The sequence below is a fragment of the Microbulbifer maximicatervae (SeqCode) genome, from assembly GCF_052468155.1.
In genome coordinates this window covers 128,700-147,925 of record NZ_CP174335.1, presented here as the reverse complement: position 1 = coordinate 147,925, position 19,226 = coordinate 128,700, and the positions used below count along the sequence as shown (strand labels likewise).

The 19,226-nt window shown below is 47.5% G+C and carries 15 protein-coding genes; 7 read left to right on the top strand and 8 right to left on the bottom strand.

Annotated features, from left to right (window positions below; genetic code table 11):
- Positions 1–84: 84 nt before the first annotated feature.
- Both ACJJIY_RS00670 and ACJJIY_RS00665 read left to right on the top strand, forming a co-directional pair.
- Positions 85–408: a hypothetical protein gene (locus tag ACJJIY_RS00670; protein ID WP_444896251.1), complete on the top strand. Its 324-nt coding sequence runs from the start codon at positions 85–87 to the stop codon at positions 406–408.
- A gap of 821 nt (positions 409–1,229) precedes the next feature.
- Entirely contained in the window at positions 1,230–2,945 is a 1,716-nt protein-coding gene (locus ACJJIY_RS00665) for an AMP-binding protein (protein ID WP_444896252.1), read from the top strand.
- A gap of 71 nt (positions 2,946–3,016) precedes the next feature.
- On the opposite strand, the gene ACJJIY_RS00660 is transcribed toward ACJJIY_RS00665, so the two are convergent.
- The 3 genes from ACJJIY_RS00660 to ACJJIY_RS00650 all read right to left on the bottom strand — a co-directional run bounded on the left by ACJJIY_RS00660 (position 3,017) and on the right by ACJJIY_RS00650 (position 6,477).
- On the bottom strand, positions 3,017–3,307 hold the full coding sequence (locus ACJJIY_RS00660; protein WP_444896253.1) for a DUF1540 domain-containing protein: 291 nt from the start codon (positions 3,305–3,307) through the stop codon (positions 3,017–3,019).
- A 142-nt stretch (positions 3,308–3,449) separates the two neighbouring features.
- Positions 3,450–3,989, bottom strand: coding sequence for a GNAT family N-acetyltransferase (locus tag ACJJIY_RS00655; RefSeq protein ID WP_444896254.1), 540 nt, complete (start codon positions 3,987–3,989; stop codon positions 3,450–3,452).
- Between the two features lie 109 nt (positions 3,990–4,098).
- Positions 4,099–6,477: an autotransporter domain-containing protein gene (locus ACJJIY_RS00650; protein WP_445358891.1), complete on the bottom strand. Its 2,379-nt coding sequence runs from the start codon at positions 6,475–6,477 to the stop codon at positions 4,099–4,101.
- Positions 6,478–6,951: 474 nt separating this feature from the next.
- Here ACJJIY_RS00650 and arfB point away from each other — a divergent pair, with 474 nt between their 5' ends.
- A complete protein-coding gene (arfB, locus tag ACJJIY_RS00645; protein ID WP_445358890.1) occupies positions 6,952–7,323 on the top strand; it encodes an alternative ribosome rescue aminoacyl-tRNA hydrolase ArfB in 372 nt (123 codons plus the stop codon).
- A 280-nt stretch (positions 7,324–7,603) separates the two neighbouring features.
- Here the strand turns inward: arfB and ACJJIY_RS00640 are convergent, their stop codons facing one another.
- Complete coding sequence (locus tag ACJJIY_RS00640; RefSeq protein ID WP_444915661.1) at positions 7,604–8,164, bottom strand: DUF2799 domain-containing protein; 561 nt, start codon at positions 8,162–8,164, stop codon at positions 7,604–7,606.
- 246 nt (positions 8,165–8,410) lie between these two features.
- On the opposite strand from ACJJIY_RS00640, the gene ACJJIY_RS00635 reads away from it, so the two are divergent.
- From ACJJIY_RS00635 to ACJJIY_RS00625, 3 genes are all read left to right on the top strand, one after another.
- A complete protein-coding gene (locus ACJJIY_RS00635) occupies positions 8,411–9,832 on the top strand; it encodes an amidase (RefSeq protein ID WP_445358889.1) in 1,422 nt (473 codons plus the stop codon).
- 472 nt (positions 9,833–10,304) lie between these two features.
- Positions 10,305–11,864 carry a M28 family peptidase gene (locus tag ACJJIY_RS00630; RefSeq protein ID WP_445358888.1) on the top strand — a complete coding sequence of 520 codons (1,560 nt, stop codon included), beginning with the start codon at positions 10,305–10,307 and terminating at the stop codon, positions 11,862–11,864.
- A 357-nt stretch (positions 11,865–12,221) separates the two neighbouring features.
- Entirely contained in the window at positions 12,222–14,849 is a 2,628-nt protein-coding gene (locus ACJJIY_RS00625) for a TonB-dependent receptor plug domain-containing protein (RefSeq protein ID WP_444925769.1), read from the top strand.
- A 126-nt stretch (positions 14,850–14,975) separates the two neighbouring features.
- Here the strand turns inward: ACJJIY_RS00625 and ACJJIY_RS00620 are convergent, their stop codons facing one another.
- The 4 genes from ACJJIY_RS00620 to can form a co-directional block, all read right to left on the bottom strand.
- Positions 14,976–15,707, bottom strand: a complete 732-nt coding sequence (locus ACJJIY_RS00620) for a glycerophosphodiester phosphodiesterase (protein WP_445358887.1) — start codon at positions 15,705–15,707, stop codon at positions 14,976–14,978.
- Between the two features lie 159 nt (positions 15,708–15,866).
- Positions 15,867–16,379, bottom strand: coding sequence for a flavin reductase family protein (locus ACJJIY_RS00615; protein ID WP_413663130.1), 513 nt, complete (start codon positions 16,377–16,379; stop codon positions 15,867–15,869).
- Positions 16,380–16,482: 103 nt separating this feature from the next.
- Complete coding sequence (locus ACJJIY_RS00610) at positions 16,483–18,099, bottom strand: FAD-dependent oxidoreductase (RefSeq protein ID WP_445358886.1); 1,617 nt, start codon at positions 18,097–18,099, stop codon at positions 16,483–16,485.
- A gap of 93 nt (positions 18,100–18,192) precedes the next feature.
- Positions 18,193–18,849: a carbonate dehydratase gene (gene can / locus ACJJIY_RS00605; protein WP_444898283.1), complete on the bottom strand. Its 657-nt coding sequence runs from the start codon at positions 18,847–18,849 to the stop codon at positions 18,193–18,195.
- A 137-nt stretch (positions 18,850–18,986) separates the two neighbouring features.
- On the opposite strand from can, the gene ACJJIY_RS00600 reads away from it, so the two are divergent.
- Entirely contained in the window at positions 18,987–19,190 is a 204-nt protein-coding gene (locus tag ACJJIY_RS00600) for a hypothetical protein (protein ID WP_444896263.1), read from the top strand.
- Positions 19,191–19,226 lie beyond the last annotated feature (36 nt).

Here is a 19,226-nt window from a genome sequence, read left to right as displayed (position 1 = left end):
CCATATGCTTCTGTAGGGCTTGCAGGAGGGGGGTATTAGTTGTTTATGAATGATTAGTGGTTACTATTGGCTTAGGGGGATATTATGTTCCGTTCTATTTTTTTGTTTTTTTGTTTTCTTGTTTTTTCATGTGGTGCCTCTGCTGCCTCCACAATGTGCTCCCAATATGGCAATAAATTGGATGGGCTGGTCGGACCTGATTCGGGAACAGGCGATAGAGTATTTTCATCGCTTAAGTCAGAAGGTAATGAGTGTGGCTGTACATTTGTACGGTTTATTGAGGGCACAGCCGATGTCAATAAAGTTCTTTCGGTACTTATGGCAGCAAAAGTAAGTGGGAATACTGTCAGAGTGGACTTTGCTGAGCCGGATAATTGCAATAGTGGAGTTAGAGTTTATCTTGAATGATAGACTGTTAGTTAGTTTTCAATGAATTTTCACTTTTAGGGCTGGATTTTTCAAATGAAGAGTAAGTGCTTAATATTAGTAGCCAGTATCCTTGGTTTTACACAAAGTGCATTCGCAATGTGTACTCAAAATGGTAACAGCTTGAATGGGTTAGTAGGGTTGGGCAGTAGCGGAACACTGGTTTACGCAGACGTGAATTCCGCATCCAATGAGTGTGGTTGCGATCGTTTTAGATTTCAGTCTGAGAATACCGATATTAAAATTGCTTTGAGTGTTCTTCTATCTGCCAAGATAGCGGATAAAAAAGTGAGAATTGATATTAAAGAACCAGGTAATTGTAATACGGCAACTAATGTCTACCTTCAATATTGAAACTACCAGTCTGTCCAGAAAATGGATAACGTCCTAGAGTCTATTTATACCCTCACGAATAAGCAAAGTCAGTACATTCAATATTAAGGTTTGCACTTTTACGAAGACTTAATATTTAGTATATTCTGAATCTGTACAGCATTCTGTCCCTCCCTCGCAATTTATATATTGGGCCTTTGATGCAAGCCTAATTTATCCTGGTAACATTTTGACTATTCAGTCCCTTTTGCACTGAAGAATAATCTAAAGTAAGTTTATCCATTAAGAATAACAATAAATTCAGGCTGCCATTCAAGTTGCAGTTACTGCCAGTAGAGCCACTGTGCCACTTTATTGATGGTGTAGAAGGTTACAATCTTACTGAGGATTTTTTGAGGATATTTTCACTAATAAAGCCTGCTACTTAGTACCCAAATTACAAAAAACACAATAATGAGAGAGGACAAGCGATGACCCCGGAAGAAAAGTACGAGATGGTGAAGGACCTGCAACCCCTGGAGCTTCTATATCAAAGGGAGTTGCAACAGGCGGATACGGTCTTTCTTCGGCAGATGCAGCAGCGTCAATGGCGGGATTATACCTGGGGTGAGGTCATGGATCGGGCTCGCAGGATCGCTGGGTACTTACGGGCCCAGTATGAGCCCGGTGATCGCATCGCTATTCACGGTAAAAACTGTGCGGACTGGATCATCGTGGACGTGGGTATCATGTTAGCGGGAATGATCAGCGTGCCACTTTACCCTGGCCAATCTGTCTCCTCAATGACCTATGTTTTGCAGCACTCTGAATCGAAAATGCTTTTCTGTGGGGCCACCGATAATAATGCCGCTCTACAGGAAGTTTCTGACATGCTGCCCTCGGTCGCTATCCAGCGCTGTGAGATTCGTTGCGATCAGGACCTGGAAGCTCTCATTAAAGGTAGTGAGCGCTTTGAGGAGAAGCCGATCTTTAATCTGGATGATATTTTTACAATCATGTATACCTCCGGGACCACGGGTAATCCAAAAGGGGTTATGCATAGCTGGTCTTCAGTGGTTTTTGTCTCCCCAAATATGATTCGCGGTTATGGCATGGATGAAAATGACCGTGTTCTTTCCTATCTGCCCCTGGCCCATGCGGCAGAGCGAATATTGGTTGAATTCCACTGCTTGTATTCTGGTACCCCAATTCACTTCCCCGAGTCTTTGGATACTTTCTTAGAAGATCTAAAGCGCACGCGCCCGACGATGTTCTTCTCGGTTCCTCGCCTTTGGACCAAATTTAAAGAGGGCATTGATGAAAAAATCCCGCCGTCACTGCAAGAAGTGCTGTTGCGCATTCCTGGAATCAATACCTGGCTGAGAAAGAAAGTTCGAAATGGTCTGGGGTTGGATGATGCAGAAATATTGGTTAGCGGCGCGTCCCCTATTTCCATTGAACTACTGCGCTGGTACCACCGTATGGGAATGAAGGTGGCTGATGGTTATGGTATGACGGAGAACTTTATCTATGGCTGCTTTGCTCCACCGGGGGAAGATCCTGTACCGGGGACGGTTGGTAAGCCTTATCACGGCTGTGAAGTTAAGATTTCTGAGGAAGGGGAGATACTCTTTAAGAGCGGTTCCTTGATGAAGGGATACTATCTTGAACCGGAAAAAACCGCGGAGGTAATACGGGACGGTTATTACCACACGGGTGATTCTGGATTTATTGATAAGGACGGTCTGGTACATATTACTGGGCGTATTTCAGAAACCTTCAAGACCAGTAAAGGCAAGTTTATTCAGCCCAGCCGACTCGAAGGATTTTTTGGTAATGAGACAATGTTGGCCCAGCTCTGTGTTCTGGGACACGGTATGGATCAGCCAGTAATGCTGGTGACTATCTCCGAGTCCGCTGAAAAATTACCACGTGGGGAAGTTAATGAGCATTTGCAGAAGCTACTGACTTCAGTGAATGATAAGTTACCGCAACATGAGCGAATTAAGACTATCTTTATCACCAAGGAAGAGTGGACACCTCTTAATGAATTCCTCACGCCGACTTTGAAGATTAAGCGAAAGGTACTCGAAGCGCATTATCAACCTTTATTTAAACAGCACGTGGATACCAAGGGAGTTGTATGGGAGCCGCGAGCCTCTGTTGGCGAAAGCTCAAAAGAGGCCTCATTAGAGCCTGTGAATTAATTGCCTTTCAATTAATAAAAAAGCCCGGCAAATATTGAACCGGGCTTTTTTATTGGGTCTCTAGCGGACTACTAATGGGTGTAACTCTGGCAGTGTTGGGACTTGCCTATCAGTCCAATTTGAATGCTCTCTGCTGAACACTCGAAGTCATCATTAAATTTACAGTCTTCCATTTTACAGGCTCCAACACCGGCGGTACGGGAGCTGCTTGTATGACGGGAGTTGGTGAAGAAAGTATCACAGTCGGGATCGGCACCGTCACCAATGGTAATTGCCCTGGCGTGGCAAGCATCGTTGGCGTTGTAAGCACATTGGCTGGCGGCACATCGACTGACTTCTGGCATATCGGTTGCGATAATCATGGCAGTCCTCTCCTTAATAGTAAGTTGGAGACTAGACCAGCATGGTTGCATGTCAATGAAAAACCACAGGGTCTGTGTGGTATTTTTATTTTGTTAGAACAGGCAAAGCTGTTATCGCAAATAGTTTTTGGGTGGATAACCTTTATTCCGAATAGAAATTTTTCTCCATTACTTCTTGCTGCCAAGCCAGTAACAATACTGTTTTCGTTTCACCGGGCAGCACAATTTCTTTTTCAGCACTTAAGCCCAGCTTCTTTAATAACTTAATTGAGGGCGTGTTACTGGGTTGTGCAATGGCCAGAATGCGTCGTAGGCCCAACTCCTCTCTCGCGTATTGCATGACAGCTTGTGCCGATTCCAGAGCGAAGCCCCGGCCGCGAAAATCAGGTAAAAAGGCAAAACCGATATCGATACCATCCAGTCCTGCGCGTTTGACTAATCCGCAGATTCCTATAGCAGTGCTATCTTTCAAGGACACCTTGTACATACCAAAGCCGTGTTCCCGATACATGGCAACGGGGCCGTTCAGGATAAACTGGTAGGCATCTTCCTTAGTACGCACGCCACGATCGCCAATATTTTGTAGGAACGCAGAGTCGTTGAGCAGTGATAGAATTAGGGTACTGTCTTGTTCTGCATTTATCTCTTGGATAATAAGATTGTCAGTCTCCAGCTTAAACATATGAGAATCCCTGTTCTTCCAACGCCAAAGTGGAGTGGGAAAGTTTTGGTGTTTGCAGATCAATAAGAAGGGGGGAGACTGTGCCCCCTGAAAGGGGGCACAGTGTTGCTTAGAAGCGGTAAGTCAAATTGACAGAGGCAGATTCAGTCGTTGGGCGGGAAGCGACAGTTGCGCTAACAGCGATAGCGTCAGCTGCTTGCCAGCGAATACCGGCAATCATACCCATGCCACCGTTGAAGATGCCCTCATCGACACTGGCGTAGCTTGGCATGGCATTCATATTGCCTTCCATGGATTTCACGCCAACCTCAATGGTGTCTTCTTCTGTGCCGTTATTATCTTCGTACCAGATTTCGGCGTAAGCGTTAATGGTATCCCAGCTCTTATTAGCGAAGGCACCAAAACGCATATTTCTAATACGGCGTTCTTGGTCGCCGTAGTGCATGCCGAGAGGGTCGAGCTCATTACCGCTCAAGTCGGTATAAGTGAAGCCCTCGATAGCGTCTTCGGTGTAGCCGTCTACATCAGTAGTGACCTTGGTAAAGCTTACAAATGGACCGAACTGGAAGGTATCACTACTGAGTAGGTTGGCACCGGCTGTAATTCCCAGGGACAAGCTCTCGCCAGACGTATTGCCAGTCAGGTTGCCGTTGTAAGTGTCACCCAGAGCGACAGCGCGGCTGACGTCATCGTAATCTACATCGGTCAGGGTCGCGTTACTTTCGACAAAGAAAATGTCGTAGTGCATACGGCCAAAGACGCTGTAGTTGGTTGAAGTGGAGTCAATAGCAAGCTGTGAATTATCCACATCAATATTGGAGCGGCTCACTGCAAAACCGATTTCCGCATTGTCGCGCACGGCGTAAGTCAGGCCGAGAATATTGGAATAGCCATCTCCCCTGACATTGGCGGTGTAATCGGTATCGTAGTCGACGTTACCCAGGGAGCTACCGGCGAAAACGCCAGTCTGAGCGGTGCGGTAACGAACACTAGCCAAGCTCTCGTCAAGGCTGTTGGTGTGGGTGCGAGTAGCCTGGATTGCGATATCCGGCAGCTGACCGGCAACCTGAGCAGCATTCACGATTGCGGTGTAGTAGTCACCGAGGATTTCCTGACCAATTTGAGTGGGGTGAACACTGTCGTTGAAGATCAGCTTGTCTGCATCGGGGTCGGTGCCGTTAATGCCATAAACGGAATGCTCAATACAGTCGTTGCCACTGCCGTCGTAACAAAACAGTTGGTTCTCTGAGGAGGATAAACCAAAGATGGTCGGGTTATTGAGGGCGACTTTCAGGATACCTGCCTGGTCAACCATCAGAACGCCGTCGATATCCTTGGCCTTAGCTAACAGTGCTGAGTTGAAGGTTTCAGAAGTGCTACTTGCTTCGAAAAGTATCTCTTCGAAGGCGGTGGCCAGCTGGGCATCCGCATCTTCCTGGGTCATCAGTCCAGCATCAACCGCGGCTTGCAGAGCCTCTGCATTGTCGCTGGAGTAAACGGCTTCATATGCAGCAGCGTAAACGCCAGGAGTTTTGCTGACATCGGGTACATTGGATACGAGGATGTAATTGGCACCTGCATCGGACAGGGCGCCAGCTGCGCTTGCCAGCATAGTTGACGCAACGTCTAGGTCCGCAGTGACTTCTTCGATGGTTGAGGTGCCAGCGACGACATCTTCGAAACCGCTGAGCAAGTCGTTACCACCGCCGTTTACCCAATAAAGAGCGTTGTGATCAGCACTTCCCAGAGTGCTTTCCAGGTAGCCCATTCCCAGTGGGTGTGGGTTACCCGAGGTTCCAGATGTGGCGATAAGACCAGCAAAGGTGCCTTCGATGGCATCGCTCATAGCGGCGGCCTGGGTCATCAGCTCGGCATAAGTAGCCATATCTCCCTCAGCCTTAGCTGCTTCAGCTTCAGCTACTAGTTGGGCTGCTGTGGCCTGTTGTACTAGCAATTGGCCCAACAGTTGGGAGTCTGGATAGCTGGGCGTTAAGCCCTCGTCGCCAGTGGTTGGCATCAGGGCGCTTAACAGGTTATGACGGCTCGGGTCAGCTTCCAGGCCATATGCTTGCAGGTAGGCCGCATAGTTGTCGGGGCCGATGATGTTCATCAGAACATCAGCAGCTTTATGTCCACCTACGGCCCAGCCTGTACCAGCATTGCTCAAGCCAGCAGCAATCTGAGCAGTAACGGAAGCTTCAAGATCCTCTGCACTCAGTGAGGGGTCTACGGTGGGTAGGCAAAAGGAAGATTGCATACCTGCACAAGACGGTGTAACTGCACCCAAGCCGAGATTCTGGGATAAAAGACTAATGGCTACTTCACGATCGTCGCCACCATTGGTGAACACATCGTAGTTGCCAACATCAGTCAGACTGTCACCAAAGGCGATAACTTGGGAAAAGGCGGTGTCTTTAGCAAAAGCTGCTGAGCTTGTCATTGTTGCGAGTGCAATGGCCGCTGCGAGGCTACGCTTGGCGTTGTGCATGGTTTTCTCCTTGTCGCGGTAATCTCACACCCGCGGAGACATCGGGAGCAGTCCAGAGGAAACTACAGGGCGCGAGTCTTTATTGTTCTTTGCTCCAGTACTTCGAGGAAGCTGGGCAATGTTAGCGGATTTGACTGAGACTTGAAAATAAGTCACAAATCATCCCGCGTATTCTGGTCGGCCCTCAGGCCGCTTCACTAGCTTTTATTTGGCTGGCGCAATATTACTTAATGAGGGTTTCCCGGTAAATGAGGTTTACCCCCTGATATCCTCACTTTATAGAAAGCATTTTTCGGTATATTGATTTCTGTCAATGGCGAATTGTATCTGTGTAGTGGGACTGGTTAATAGCTGCACTATTTGGGCAAAATAGTCATAGAGTTTTGTATTTTTAGTAAAACGATGTAGCTCAGGCTTTGGATATTTATGGTTTGTGGAAAAGGTAGGATATCGGTTTCTCAAGATGAGATTGAAATGAGTGCGATACGCGCTCAAGGCGCCGGTGGCCAAAATGTAAATAAAGTTTCCAGTGCAATTCACCTGCGCTTTGATATTCAGGCTTCTTCACTTCCTCAGCTAATTAAAGATGGCCTTTTGAAGCTCAAAGATCGGCGTATTTCTTCAGATGGAGTGGTGATTATCAAGGCCCAGAGGTTTAGGACCCAGGAAAAAAACCGCGCAGATGCCCTAGAGCGATTACAGGAGCTGGTGGATAAAGCCGCATTCAGGCCAAAGTTTCGTGTGGCTACCAAGCCCAGTCGAGGTGCCAAGGAGCGCCGTTTACAAGCAAAAAATCGTCGTTCTCAGGTGAAATCAATGAGGGGTAAGGTAAAAGATCAGCACTAATACAGTTCCCTAGAAAAGGGAAAAATTTTCTCAAAGCTTTACTACCACCCGGCTCCTTAGTACGGATGTTCTAGTTGGTGGGTAGGGCGATATCTCAACTCTAGTGTAATCGAATCATTTGTAGAGCCGACCTATTTTTCTTTTCTCATATGAATTCCTAAGCTACTCACAGAGGGTGGCGTAAACCTGGGAAGGGTGTGTGCTGGTTGAAATAAGCTATATAGGTGTTAACCCCTGCGGACTAGAGTGACCGCAGAGGTATCCTCGATGGGGTAGAGATCTATAGGTAAGGAGAGCGGGCGAGGGCTTGCTGGTACTCTGCCTCCCGTTGCATTAGTTCGTATTGTAAGTCCGCTATTTCCATTCCTAGCTCAGAGTGCCTAACCTTTAGGCGAGCGACGTCAGCGATAAGTGTTACTCGTTCGGAATTGTCGATTGCTTCATCGACCAACAGTGCACCAATTTCTGTCATGTCATCGAGAATATGTTCTCTCTCCAACTCCAAGTTGTGAATTGCCGACACAATTTCCTCAACGGCTGACTTGGCAAGAAAAATATCCTGGCCTGAATTGTACCCCCGCAGGAATAACCCTTCGAGGTCCGCGGGGCAGACACCGTTATAGTGGTTACCGGAGCGCCCTTGGTCAAATCCGCGCAGCTCGGTACAAAAAAGCTCCAGCCCCTCACCTCGCCCATCCCGGTAAGCATTAGTATTGACCGTTACGCCATATTTTGCACAGGATTCGCGGCGTCTCCCCAGGTAGGATAAGTCCCTGCCCGCTGCGCCATCCTCATACCCGATTGCCTGCCAATCTGCGACATAACATTCATCTTCACTCATGGTGGCACACCCTGAGATCGAGGTTGCTAAAAATATGAGGAGGGCAATTGTAGAAGTAGACTTCACGGTGGTTTTCCATCTCATTAGTTTTGCTACAGCCTACTCAAGTGATCCTGACTGACAGCTGAAGCGCTAGTTTCATATGGCCATTATGTTAACAAATTGCTACCAACAGTGGCGCCGATAATTTTCCGCTGACGACTAATCTGATGGTGTTAGGGGGCCGGTAATTGTGAGCTTGGGTCAATGAGCGATTTCGTTGGGATGACTGCTCTCGAGTTGTTACGCGGATACAGGGCGAAGTGTTTTTCGCCGGTTGAGGTTGTCGAGGGGCTACTCAATCAAATTGAGAAGCTAAATAGGCATGTCAGTGCTTTTTGTCTGATAGACAGGAAGACCAGCATTGCCTACGCACGGGACTCTGAGCGCCGCTATATGTCTGGTACTGTCAAAGGGTTGCTTGACGGAGTGCCGGTGGCAATAAAAGACGTTTTTTACATGCCGATGTGGCCGACAGTTTTCGGTTCCCAAATTATTGACCCAGAGACAACATTGGGTTGTGCGGCCCCTTGCATTGCGGCTTTGCAACGCCATGGGTACATACCAATAGGGAAAACCACGACACCGGAGTTTGGTTGGAAGGCGGTGACGGATAATGCCATAGACGGTATTACGAGAAACCCCTGGGATAGGGATAAGACATCGGGTGGTTCGAGTGGCGGGGCCGCTGTTGCAGTATCACTGGGATTGAGCCCTCTGGCTGTGGGGGCTGATGGTGGTGGATCTATCCGGATTCCTGCTAGCTTTTGCGGCACAGTTGGGTTCAAACCGAGTTTTGGGCAGGTTCCCCATTGGCCATTAGGTACCTTCTCCTCCCTAGTGCATGTGGGGGCCTTAGCATCGACGGTGGAAGACTGTGCACTGATGATGAATGTAATCAGTGAACCGGATCATCGGGATATCCGCGCAATACCACGTCGGAACATTGATTTCCTTGCAGCTACAGAGGGAAGGTTGATTGAAAGAACAGGAAAGTTGCGTATTGCTTACAGCCCTAGTCTTGGTTACGTAGAACCTGATCCCATGGTGGTGAGCAACGTTTCTGCTAGTGTAATGCACTTCCAGGAATTGGGTGCTGAAGTTGTAGAGGTTGACCCAAGTATTGATGATGCTAGTGCAGCTTTTGGCTGTCTATTTTGCGCGGGAATAGCGAGTATCTTTAGGGCGATGGATAGTACCAGGCGCCAACTGGTGGAGTCCCAATTGTTAGAGGTCGCAGAACAAGCGGACAAATTATCCTTACCTGATTATCTCGACGCGCTGAAGTGGCGAGATAACTTTGTCGAGCGATTACAGGAATTTTTTCTGAAATATGATCTGTTAGTGACCCCAACTTTACCTATTACCGCATTTAGTGCAGGGGTCAATGTGCCGGATAATAATCCAGGCTCTCTATGGTATTCCTGGACACCTTATACCTACCCCTTCAATTTATCAGGCCATCCGGCAATATCAATCAATTGCGGTTTTTCAGCGAGTGGTCTGCCTGTAGGCTTGCAAATAGTAGGCAGAAAATATGCTGATGAGACCGTTTTATGTGCAGCCGCTGCTTTACAAAACCAGCAGGGATTAAAAAAGAGGCTTCCTGGTTGGGTAGATTCCTTGTGAGTTGTAATCTTCAAATTATTCTTGTAGATCTAATTAAAATAAAGGGCTGAAAAACCCTTTAGTTCAGAAATTATTCCTAGTTCTATTTGCTATTAATAGTGTTTTTATATTCTATGTTTTTTGTGTATTTGTGATCCACTTAAAGTTTATTGCGGCTCTTACGTTGAAAGATGCCAAATTGTTTTAGTATTTATTTGAATGTGCTAGCTTTTCCTTGCCGGATTGGTCAATCCGGTTTTGTTTGTTCTCTCTGCGCTTTTCGAAATTCGAATAATAAAAATATTTCTGGATTGTCCGCGATTGTTTATAGGTATGGCCTGTAGTTCCATCCTCATTGGTTTTTGTATTATTTGAATATTATTGAGATTCAAAACTGCTGTTTGTGCAGGCTTCTTGCATGTGTGTTTATTGCCTGCCTGTGTTTTTGAAATATTAGGAATTCGCAGGGGGCTAACTTAATGTGGAGAAGATAATGAAAAAAATTATTAGTAGGTCTTTAGTTGGGGTTCTTGCACTCCCCGGCGCTGTTGTGGCAGAAGAGCTGTGGATAACTATAGGTAGTGATGGTTATAAAACCTTAAAGCAAAACAGTAGCCTGGTTGCCAAGCAACCACTCTCGATTCAAGGTGAGGAACGTAACGGAGTCACTATTCTAAAAGTTAATGAAAAGAATCTTTCCGAAATATCGACTCTGATGCATATCAACCATAACCGTTGTGGCGGCTTTATGGTGCATGACTCATTGGAGGAAGCAGAAGCTGCCCAGATTTCATCGCTGACGACAACAGTGAATAACGTGATCGCTTACTCTATTGATAATGCAGATGTGGTTAACGCCCTGCAGGCAGAGATCTCAGAGTCTAATATACGGTCAACTATTCAAAGTTTGTCGAATTTTACTAATCGCTATTACACCACTTCAACCGGCGTGGATGGTGCTGAGTGGATAAGGGATGAGTGGCAGGCATTAACGAATTCACGAAGTGATGCCTCTGTCGAACTTTATAGCCATAGTTGGGCGCAACCCTCTGTAATTTTGACGATTCAGGGGCAAACTGACCCGGATGAAATTATCGTGCTGGGGGCGCACCTGGATTCTACGGTCGGTTTTGGCACTGGTGAAGGTACGAGAGCGCCGGGGGCTGACGATGATGCGTCTGGCATAGCAACATTGACTGATGTCATTAATGCAATTGTCGCTACAGACTATAAGCCGGATAAAACGCTGGCTTTTATGGGGTACGCTGCTGAGGAAGTGGGGCTGCGGGGGTCAGATGATATTGCTAGCGATTACAAATCACAGAATAAAAATGTGATAGGTGCCTTGCAGTTGGATATGACTAATTACTATGGCTCAAATAGTGATATCTATATTATTGGAGATTACACCAATAGTGCCCAGAATAGCTTTCTTGAGGATCTGGCCCAGACCTACCTGAGCGGCCTCACTGTTGGAACAACTTATTGTGGTTATGCGTGTTCTGATCACGCATCTTGGTATAACCAGGGTTATCCGGTTTCCTTTCCTTTTGAGGCGACTTTTAATGGCTCAAACCCTTATATCCACACTTCAAGTGATACCCTCGCTAATAGTGGTGGAGATGCCAGTCATGCGGTGAAGTTTGGAAAGCTTGCTGCTGCCTATGTCGCTGAATTGGCCAAGGGTTATATAGGGGATGATCCGGGCCCAGACCCCGATCCGGACCCCGATCCCGACCCCGGTGAGGAACAAACAGAAACCTTTAGTGGTGATGTGGGGCGAGGTTCGGAGGATCACTATGGACCTCTCAGTGTAACGCCCGGTACAGATTTTATCGCGGATATGACCGGTACTAATGATGCCGATCTATATGTCCGTTTTGGTGCGGCACCTACTTGGCGCTATTACGATTGCCGTCCCTATGAGGGAGATAGCTCTGAGAACTGTTCCTTAACCGTGCCAAGTGGTGAGATTGAAGCCTATTTTATGGTGCGGGGCTACAGTCGCCTGGGATCGGATTATGAGGTTGACGTTACTTATACACCTCAATAGACGGTGCTGATTTCACCTATTTATTTTTTTAAGTGAACTCATTGCTGTTACTTTTGCTTCAGCCTTTCTAAAAGTCACGTTTGGCAGTTTTTGGCACTTGCTAAACGTGTACCCCCTCCTTTTAAAATAAATATCGCGACATTAATTTTTTGATTTGTTGGAAGTTGACATTTAATCGCGTAAAAGATCTACCCTAGGCGTGCACTAATTTCTGGCATGGATGCAATTAGACGGAACGTCAGTATGCCGCTTTTTTTGTTTAACCCCTGCACGGATCTAATTTGATGTGCATTGCTTTGATGAATTATCCGGTGATGTTCTGTTTGATGTTAATAATGAGAAGAGAGGGTGGTGAATATGAAGCGTTACTTGTTGAGACCTTTGTCATTGGCGGTGGCAGTTGCAATTTTTAACTCTGGTGGGTATGCGATTGCTGAGGAAAAGGAAGAGGGTGCCTCTAATACTGCTGATCGGGCAATGGAGGAAGTGATAACCACAGGTACACGCAAAGAGGGTGTATCTCCCACCGAGACTCTTTCTCCAGTAGATGTGGTTGGCGGAGAGGACATTGCGGATCAAGCGAGCTTTGATCTTACTGAGTCCCTGGCAAAAATTGCCCCTTCATTTAATACGCAGAGATTTCCAATTGCTGATGGTACCGCTTTTATCCGCCCGGTAACTTTACGTAATTTATCTCCAGATCAAACTTTGGTACTGGTCAATGGAACTCGCCGCCATCGCTCTGCGCTGGTTAATTTGCAGCTTGCCCCCCTGGGCACAGTTAACCAGGGTGCCCAAGCCGTCGACTTTTCGGCGCTACCCTCTATGGCTATAGAGCGAGTTGAGGTTTTGCGTGATGGCGCTTCAGCACAATATGGCTCCGATGCGATTGCCGGTGTCGTTAACATTATCCTGAAGGATGATGCAGAGGGATTTAGCTTATCAGCTCAGACAGGGGAGTATTTTGAAGGGGATGGAACCCGGATGAGTATTGCCGCAAATACGGGATTTGCGCTGGGTAATGCAGGATTTATTAATGGCACCGTTGAATTTTCCCGCGCAGATAAAACCTGGCGTAGCGAAGCGCGGCCAGATGCGCAGCAGGTAGGATCAGTTGTGGGAAATAATTTAGTACCACTGGATGGCTTGGGTCAGAGATGGGGTGATCCTGATGTTGAGTCCCTGAAGTTTTTTATTAACAGCGGCCTGGAGATCTCTGATTCGGTAGAGCTCTATGGAAATTTCGGTTATTCACAAAATGAAACAATTTCTGACTTTTTCTATCGTGGACCGGTGCTCGACCCAGAACACCAGTTTACTGCGAGAGGTACCCTGCAAGTAGACAGCCCTAATGATCCCCTTGATCCGAATAGTATCGACTATATGCCCGACCCAGCTCCCCAGTCTTTAGTGGATTCTATTTTGGCGCAAGGCCTAAACCCCTCGGATTACCTGGTAGCAGATACTTCTAGCGACAGTGGGTACGTGTTGCGAAACCCAATTTATACTCAGTTCCCCGGCGGCTACAACCCTGAATTTGGTGCAGATATTTATGATATCGCTGCTGTATTCGGGGCGCGTGGAGAGCTTGCTAATGGTCTCTCCTGGGATCTACGCGGACGTTTGGCTGAAAATGAAGTGGACTATGTCCTGAAAAATTCCATCAATCCAAGCTTGGGTATTTTGTCTCCTACTTCCTTCAAGCCGGGAACCCTCACGCAGGAAGAGTCCAGCCTCAATGCGGATTTTGTCTACCCCATTGATGTCATGGCTTTTGCTTCGCCATTGAACCTTGCATTCGGCGCTGAGTGGCGTGAAGAGACTTATTCAATTGGTAGGGGGGATGCAGCGTCCACTGAGGTAGGTCCAACTGCTGCGTATTTTGGTGTGGGTTCAGATGGTTTTCAGGGGTTCCCGATTGAAGCGCTGGGTAGTTTCAGTAGTGAGAGTATTGCAGCTTACATTGACCTTGAAGCCGATGTGACTGAGGCTCTGACTTTGGGAGCGGCTTTACGGTTAGAGGAATATGATGAGTTTGGCTCGACATCGGATTGGAAATTGTCAGCACGGTATGATGTGAATGAACAACTGGCATTTCGAGCGACGGTAAATACTGGTTTCAGGGCGCCAACACCCGGACAGGTGAATACCTTAAATGTTACTACTACGACGGACTCCAGTGGCAACCTGATACCCAATGGAACCTATCCTGTGGCTCATCCGGTAGCGTCAGCGCTCGGAGCCGTTGAGCTGGAGCCGGAGGAATCCACCAGTTTTACCCTGGGTGCAGTTTTTGCTCCACTGGACAATACCAGTGTGACAATAGATTACTACAACATCGACATCGAGGATCGCCTGGCTCTGCGCAACAATGCCATCGGAGATGACGAAGTGATTCTGTTGCAAAATGCCGGTATAGAAAATGCAGCACTACTCAACGGCAGCAATGCAAACTATTTCGTCAATGCTTATGACTCGGAAGTGTCTGGTATAGATCTGGCAGTTACCAGTGATTTCGAGATTTTTGAAAGTTTATTGGTGGTGGATTTACGCCACAATCACAATCGCCAGGAAGTTACCAGTGTTACGCCAAATACCATCAATGCCTCACGGGTATTTGACCTGGAAAACCAAGTTCCCAGTGATCGAACGACTTTAACTTTTGATCTGGATACGGGTGATTTATTTGCAGGGTACCTGCGTTTTAATCGCTATGGCAGTTGGGAATCAACAGGCGGGTTGTTTGGTGCTGGGGATGCCAGTGATACCTATAGTTATGGCAGTGAAATTCTCGTTGATATCGAAGCGACGTTTACGCTGTATGAAAATTATAAATTGTCGTTGGGGGGCGAGAATATCTTTGACGTAATGCCTGATGATGAGCAGGAGCCCACATTGCGATATCTCGGGGTACGTCATGCCCTCACATCACCATTTGGTTTTAATGGTGGTTATTGGTATTTACGTGCTAGCGCAGAGTTTTAAGTTGTATAAATAGGGGGGACTATTTAGCCTCGAGTCTTTTCCTGCTTTAACTCACAGCAGTAGCCCGGTAATTGTCCCGGGTTACTGTCTGTTCTCTTAGTTGGTGAAGGAGATCTTCTCCAACGTCTAAGTGCCAGTTTTTGTGAATTCAATACGGGCATTAAAATCGGATACGATTTGAGGTTCATCAGTGAAAACCCCATCAATACCTTGAGCTGCCAACAGTATCAAATCGTTGGGGTCGTTGACGGTAAATACGTAGTTCTTAAGCCCGCGCTGTTTTGCATCGGCTATTAAATCTGCATTTATAAAATCTACGTTCGTATGTAATGAATAGGCCTTTAATGGAGCAGAGCAGGCTGCAAGATCGAGGGGAACACCGGAAACCAGAACTCCCCGCCGAACTTCAGGAGCTAATTGCAGGCACTGGTACAACTGGCGGTGATCAAAAGAGGAGACGATGTATTGCTCGTAGCTTGCACCAGTATCCTGCGTAAAGGTGTGGATTTCATCCGCGAAAAGGGCTGCACAGTTAGGCCCTTTCAGCTCGATATTGAGTTGGGCACTATTTCCCACAAGTTCCAGGACTTCCCTTAATGTAGGGACCTTATTCCCGCAAGGGAGAGGTCTCTCTTTCAGGGCATCGGGATGCATTTCAGTGATGAGTTCAGAGCCCGCGATTAGGCGTCCGAGTCGCCGGTCATGCTTGACCAGAAGCTGCCCACCAATATTCCACACATCAATTTCGATACCCCCGACGTTGAGTTCCAACGCATGCCCGATTGCTTGGAGAGTGTTTTCACTGGCTCGCTGTTGATAGCCCCGGTGGGCGAAACAGAAGAGCGTAGTTGAAGTCATGGCTTATCAGTCCATTTTCATGGTTTGCTTCAGACTGCCCTTGAATTATTACGAGGTCACTAATGCAACACCAAAGTTTCTGCCAAATACTGGTTAATTGGCATTAAAAAATTATTTTTATAGCCTTTGGGTAGTGATTAGGCTCCAAAAAGTGAGCTGCTACTCTCCAGCCAATGCACGATAACAGCCTTGATGAAAGACCAGGGGTTCACCACCAAAAGCGGCAAATTCCAGCACCTCTCCAAGCAATATTGTGTGATCTCCACCATCAATGCACTGCGCGCGGCGGCAATGGAAATAGGCTGCACACTCCTCTAGGCGAGGTATACCATTGGGGCCTTCATACCAGTTGACCTGTCCAAACTTGTCTGCCCCTCGACCAGCAAATAGGTTTGAGACATGTTGTTGGTCTGCTCGCAGGATATGCACGGCAAAGTGCTCCCGAGTGGTAAATGCTTTATAGCCCATGGACTGTTTATCGATACTCCATAGAACCAGGGCGGGGTCGAGGGAAACGGAATTAAAGCTGTTAGCCGTCATGCCGGCAGGTTGGCCATTGGTATCCTGAGTGGTAATGACAGTTACACCGGTAGCAAAGTGGCCGAGGGTGTCCCGCAGTAGCCGGCTTTGTTCGGGTGACGGGGAAATCGTACGGCTTTTCTCTGTCGTCATACTAAGGCTACTTGTACCAAAACTTTGAAGGGCCGCCATTTTAAGGCAAAAGTTAACGGTTTGCGCGCTTTACCTCGAATAGCTATTAAAATAAGTATGATTATCAGTCATTTTTTGACTGATCGTTCATAATTGGCTGACACTCTTGGCTGAGCCTTTCCCGGAGGGCGATCGCGCTACCGGTAAGGACAAAACCGAGTAGATTGCCCTTTTCGTCGCGAAATTCGGCGCAAACCCCTGAATCTTCTTTGTTGATTTGCCAAGTCCCCTTGGTATCAGGGCTTGGTGGGCAAACGGTAGTTGGGTGCAGGGTTGTCTTTACGGCCACAGGAATAACGCCAAAGCAAACGGGAGTCAGATTTCCTGACAGAGTTTGTGCCAGACTCTTCGCACAGCTGATTAGGGGGGCGACAAAGAGTAACTGATGGCCGTCTATTTCTGCGCAATCCCCCAAGGCGTAGATATCGGGATCGCTTGTTTGCATATACCGATCTACAGTAATACCTCTTTGCACGGCTATACCGGCCATGGAGGCTAAGCCGGTGTTAGCCTCAAGTCCGAGTGCGGCGAGAACGACATCCGCTTCTATTAGCTCTCCATTACTCAGCTGGGCCCGGAAACCGGTGCTCAATTTCTCGATACGCTTTAATGATGAGCCCCCATGGAAGCGAACGCCATAGTCTTCCAGGGCTCTCTGCAGATCGCGTCCGGCGACTTCCGGCAGCAGTGTCGCCAGTGGCCATTGCTCCATGTCAACCAGATCCACTGCGAAGCCGGTCTGTACCAGATCGTTGGCAAATTCACAGCCAATCAAACCAGCGCCCAGGAGTAGTATGCGCTTGCGCCCCACCACGGCAGTGCGAAAACGGTGGTAGTCTCTGAGATTATTTATGCGAAAGATATGTGATTGGGCATCCCCCTCATAGTGGGGAAGTTTGCGGCACTTGGCCCCGGTTGCCAGAACTAGCTTTCCATAGGGAATCTTGGATACATGCTCTGCACCATCCTGCTGAATCGTCAGAGTTCTATTTTGGCGATCTATATGTATTACCCGCGTGTGAACCAGAATTTGTGCATTGAGTTCGCGAGCCATATCTTCAGCACTGGAAGTGCTGAGCTGCTGTGCAGTCTTGCCGTGAGAGAAAGAGGCTGACAGCAAAGGCTTGGAGTAAAAAGTTCCATCATCGGCAGTGATTAACAGGAGGGGGGACCGGGGGGTAAGTTTGCGAAACTCTCGCGCCAGATTATACCCGGCTAGCCCTGTGCCAATAATAACTAAAGGTGCTGAGGTTGTAGTGGTTGTGTTTTGGTTGGCTGAAGGGGACGGGGCGATGGGGGCTTGGCCTACAAGAACCATATCAAATTCTTGTTTACTAACGCCGCATTGAGGGCAATTCCATTCGTCGGGAATATCCTCCCAACGAGTACCGGGAGCAATGCCATCTTGTGGACATCCCTCGGCCTCATTGTATGTCCAGCCACATACCATACACTCCCAGATTCGAAAGCCTTCATTGTTAGCTAAGCTGGCTTGAGTGGTATCGGCGCCAATCTCCAGCATGGAGAAATCTTGTTTGGCTGCACCACACTCCGGGCAGTACCAGTCTTCAGGTATATCTTCCCAGCGAGTACCGGGAAGAATTCCATCCTCGGGCCAACCTTTGGACTCATCGTATATCCAGCCGCAGTTCTGGCACTGCCACTTTTTGTATGCCGACATGTTTTTTCACCAAACAGAGCTGAGCTCGGTAGCTAAAACTACCGGGTTAACCCCATTTATAGTGGTAAAAACGAAGGCAGTCGGGCAATAGTATTATTCGGTGCTGCGCTGAGAGATTTTACTAAGGGCACCTTGATAAATATCAGCAATTTCCCCCGGGTGCTTAATTGAAATACCCAAATCATGTACCAGGCCATCTTTTAGGCCGTAAACCCAACCGTTGACGGTGAGTTCTTGACCCGCACGCCAGGCATCGCGAACGATCGTTGTTTGACACACGTGTATCACCTGTTCCAGGACATTTAATTCACACAACAGATCTGTACGCTGCTGTTGTTGAAAAATATCGATCAAAGTGTGATGTTTATCCCTAACGTCTTGGATATGTCGCAACCAGTTATCAATTAAGCCCAGCTGATCATTGTTGAGGGCTGCCTGGACGCCGCCACAACCGTAATGACCACAGACAATAATATGTTTTACTTTCAGGATCTCCACAGCATATTGGAGTACTGATAGGCAATTCAGGTCTGAGTGAACGACTACATTGGCAACATTTCTGTGAACAAAAAGCTCGCCGGGTAAAAGGCCGACGATCTCATTGGCGGGAACGCGGCTATCTGCACAGCCAATCCACAGGTATTCAGGGCTTTGCTGTTCAGATAATTGAAGGAAAAAGTCCGGCTCTTCTTGACGGGTAGCCTCGGACCAATGTTGGTTATTTTGTAATAAGTGGTTAAGCGGGTGCAATGCGATTGTATCCTGAAGTGACCATTTGGACATGTAGACAGCAGAATAGCGGCTTTGCTCGTGTGCGCCAAGTAAACTTGGTCTAGTCTTAAATGTGACTATCAGCTCAAACTTGGTCTAATAAGGATTTCAGGATCATGGGAAGAAAAAAAAGCTCAGTCCCCGGCAGGCGGCAAAGAGTCACTCGACACTCTAAGACGGCAGGTCGACATCGCCTCAGGGTGCGCCAGTTATTGGCGAGACGAACCCGGTTACGCAGTTACTTACAGTACTTTGTGAGTGATGACAAAGTTGATTTTAAAGAGACTTTAGAAACAGCGAATGCAGAGCTTACTGATTGAGTTTACTATTTTTCCCTGGGATCGCTACAGGTTATT

Bases quoted from the DNA above. Each gene is read 5' to 3' on its own strand.
- ACJJIY_RS00625 (WP_444925769.1), top strand. From the start codon at position 12,222: ATGAAGCGTTACTTGTTGAGACCTTTGTCATTGGCGGTGGCAGTTGCA.
- ACJJIY_RS00665 (WP_444896252.1), top strand. From the start codon at position 1,230: ATGACCCCGGAAGAAAAGTACGAGATGGTGAAGGACCTGCAACCCCTG.
- ACJJIY_RS00635 (WP_445358889.1), top strand. From the start codon at position 8,411: ATGAGCGATTTCGTTGGGATGACTGCTCTCGAGTTGTTACGCGGATAC.
- ACJJIY_RS00660 (WP_444896253.1), bottom strand. From the start codon at position 3,307: ATGATTATCGCAACCGATATGCCAGAAGTCAGTCGATGTGCCGCCAGC.
- ACJJIY_RS00640 (WP_444915661.1), bottom strand. From the start codon at position 8,164: ATGAGTGAAGATGAATGTTATGTCGCAGATTGGCAGGCAATCGGGTAT.
- ACJJIY_RS00610 (WP_445358886.1), bottom strand. From the start codon at position 18,099: ATGTCGGCATACAAAAAGTGGCAGTGCCAGAACTGCGGCTGGATATAC.
- ACJJIY_RS00630 (WP_445358888.1), top strand. From the start codon at position 10,305: ATGAAAAAAATTATTAGTAGGTCTTTAGTTGGGGTTCTTGCACTCCCC.
- arfB (WP_445358890.1), top strand. From the start codon at position 6,952: ATGAGTGCGATACGCGCTCAAGGCGCCGGTGGCCAAAATGTAAATAAA.
- ACJJIY_RS00620 (WP_445358887.1), bottom strand. From the start codon at position 15,707: ATGACTTCAACTACGCTCTTCTGTTTCGCCCACCGGGGCTATCAACAG.
- ACJJIY_RS00600 (WP_444896263.1), top strand. From the start codon at position 18,987: ATGGGAAGAAAAAAAAGCTCAGTCCCCGGCAGGCGGCAAAGAGTCACT.
- ACJJIY_RS00670 (WP_444896251.1), top strand. From the start codon at position 85: ATGTTCCGTTCTATTTTTTTGTTTTTTTGTTTTCTTGTTTTTTCATGT.
- ACJJIY_RS00650 (WP_445358891.1), bottom strand. From the start codon at position 6,477: ATGCACAACGCCAAGCGTAGCCTCGCAGCGGCCATTGCACTCGCAACA.
- ACJJIY_RS00615 (WP_413663130.1), bottom strand. From the start codon at position 16,379: ATGACGACAGAGAAAAGCCGTACGATTTCCCCGTCACCCGAACAAAGC.
- ACJJIY_RS00655 (WP_444896254.1), bottom strand. From the start codon at position 3,989: ATGTTTAAGCTGGAGACTGACAATCTTATTATCCAAGAGATAAATGCA.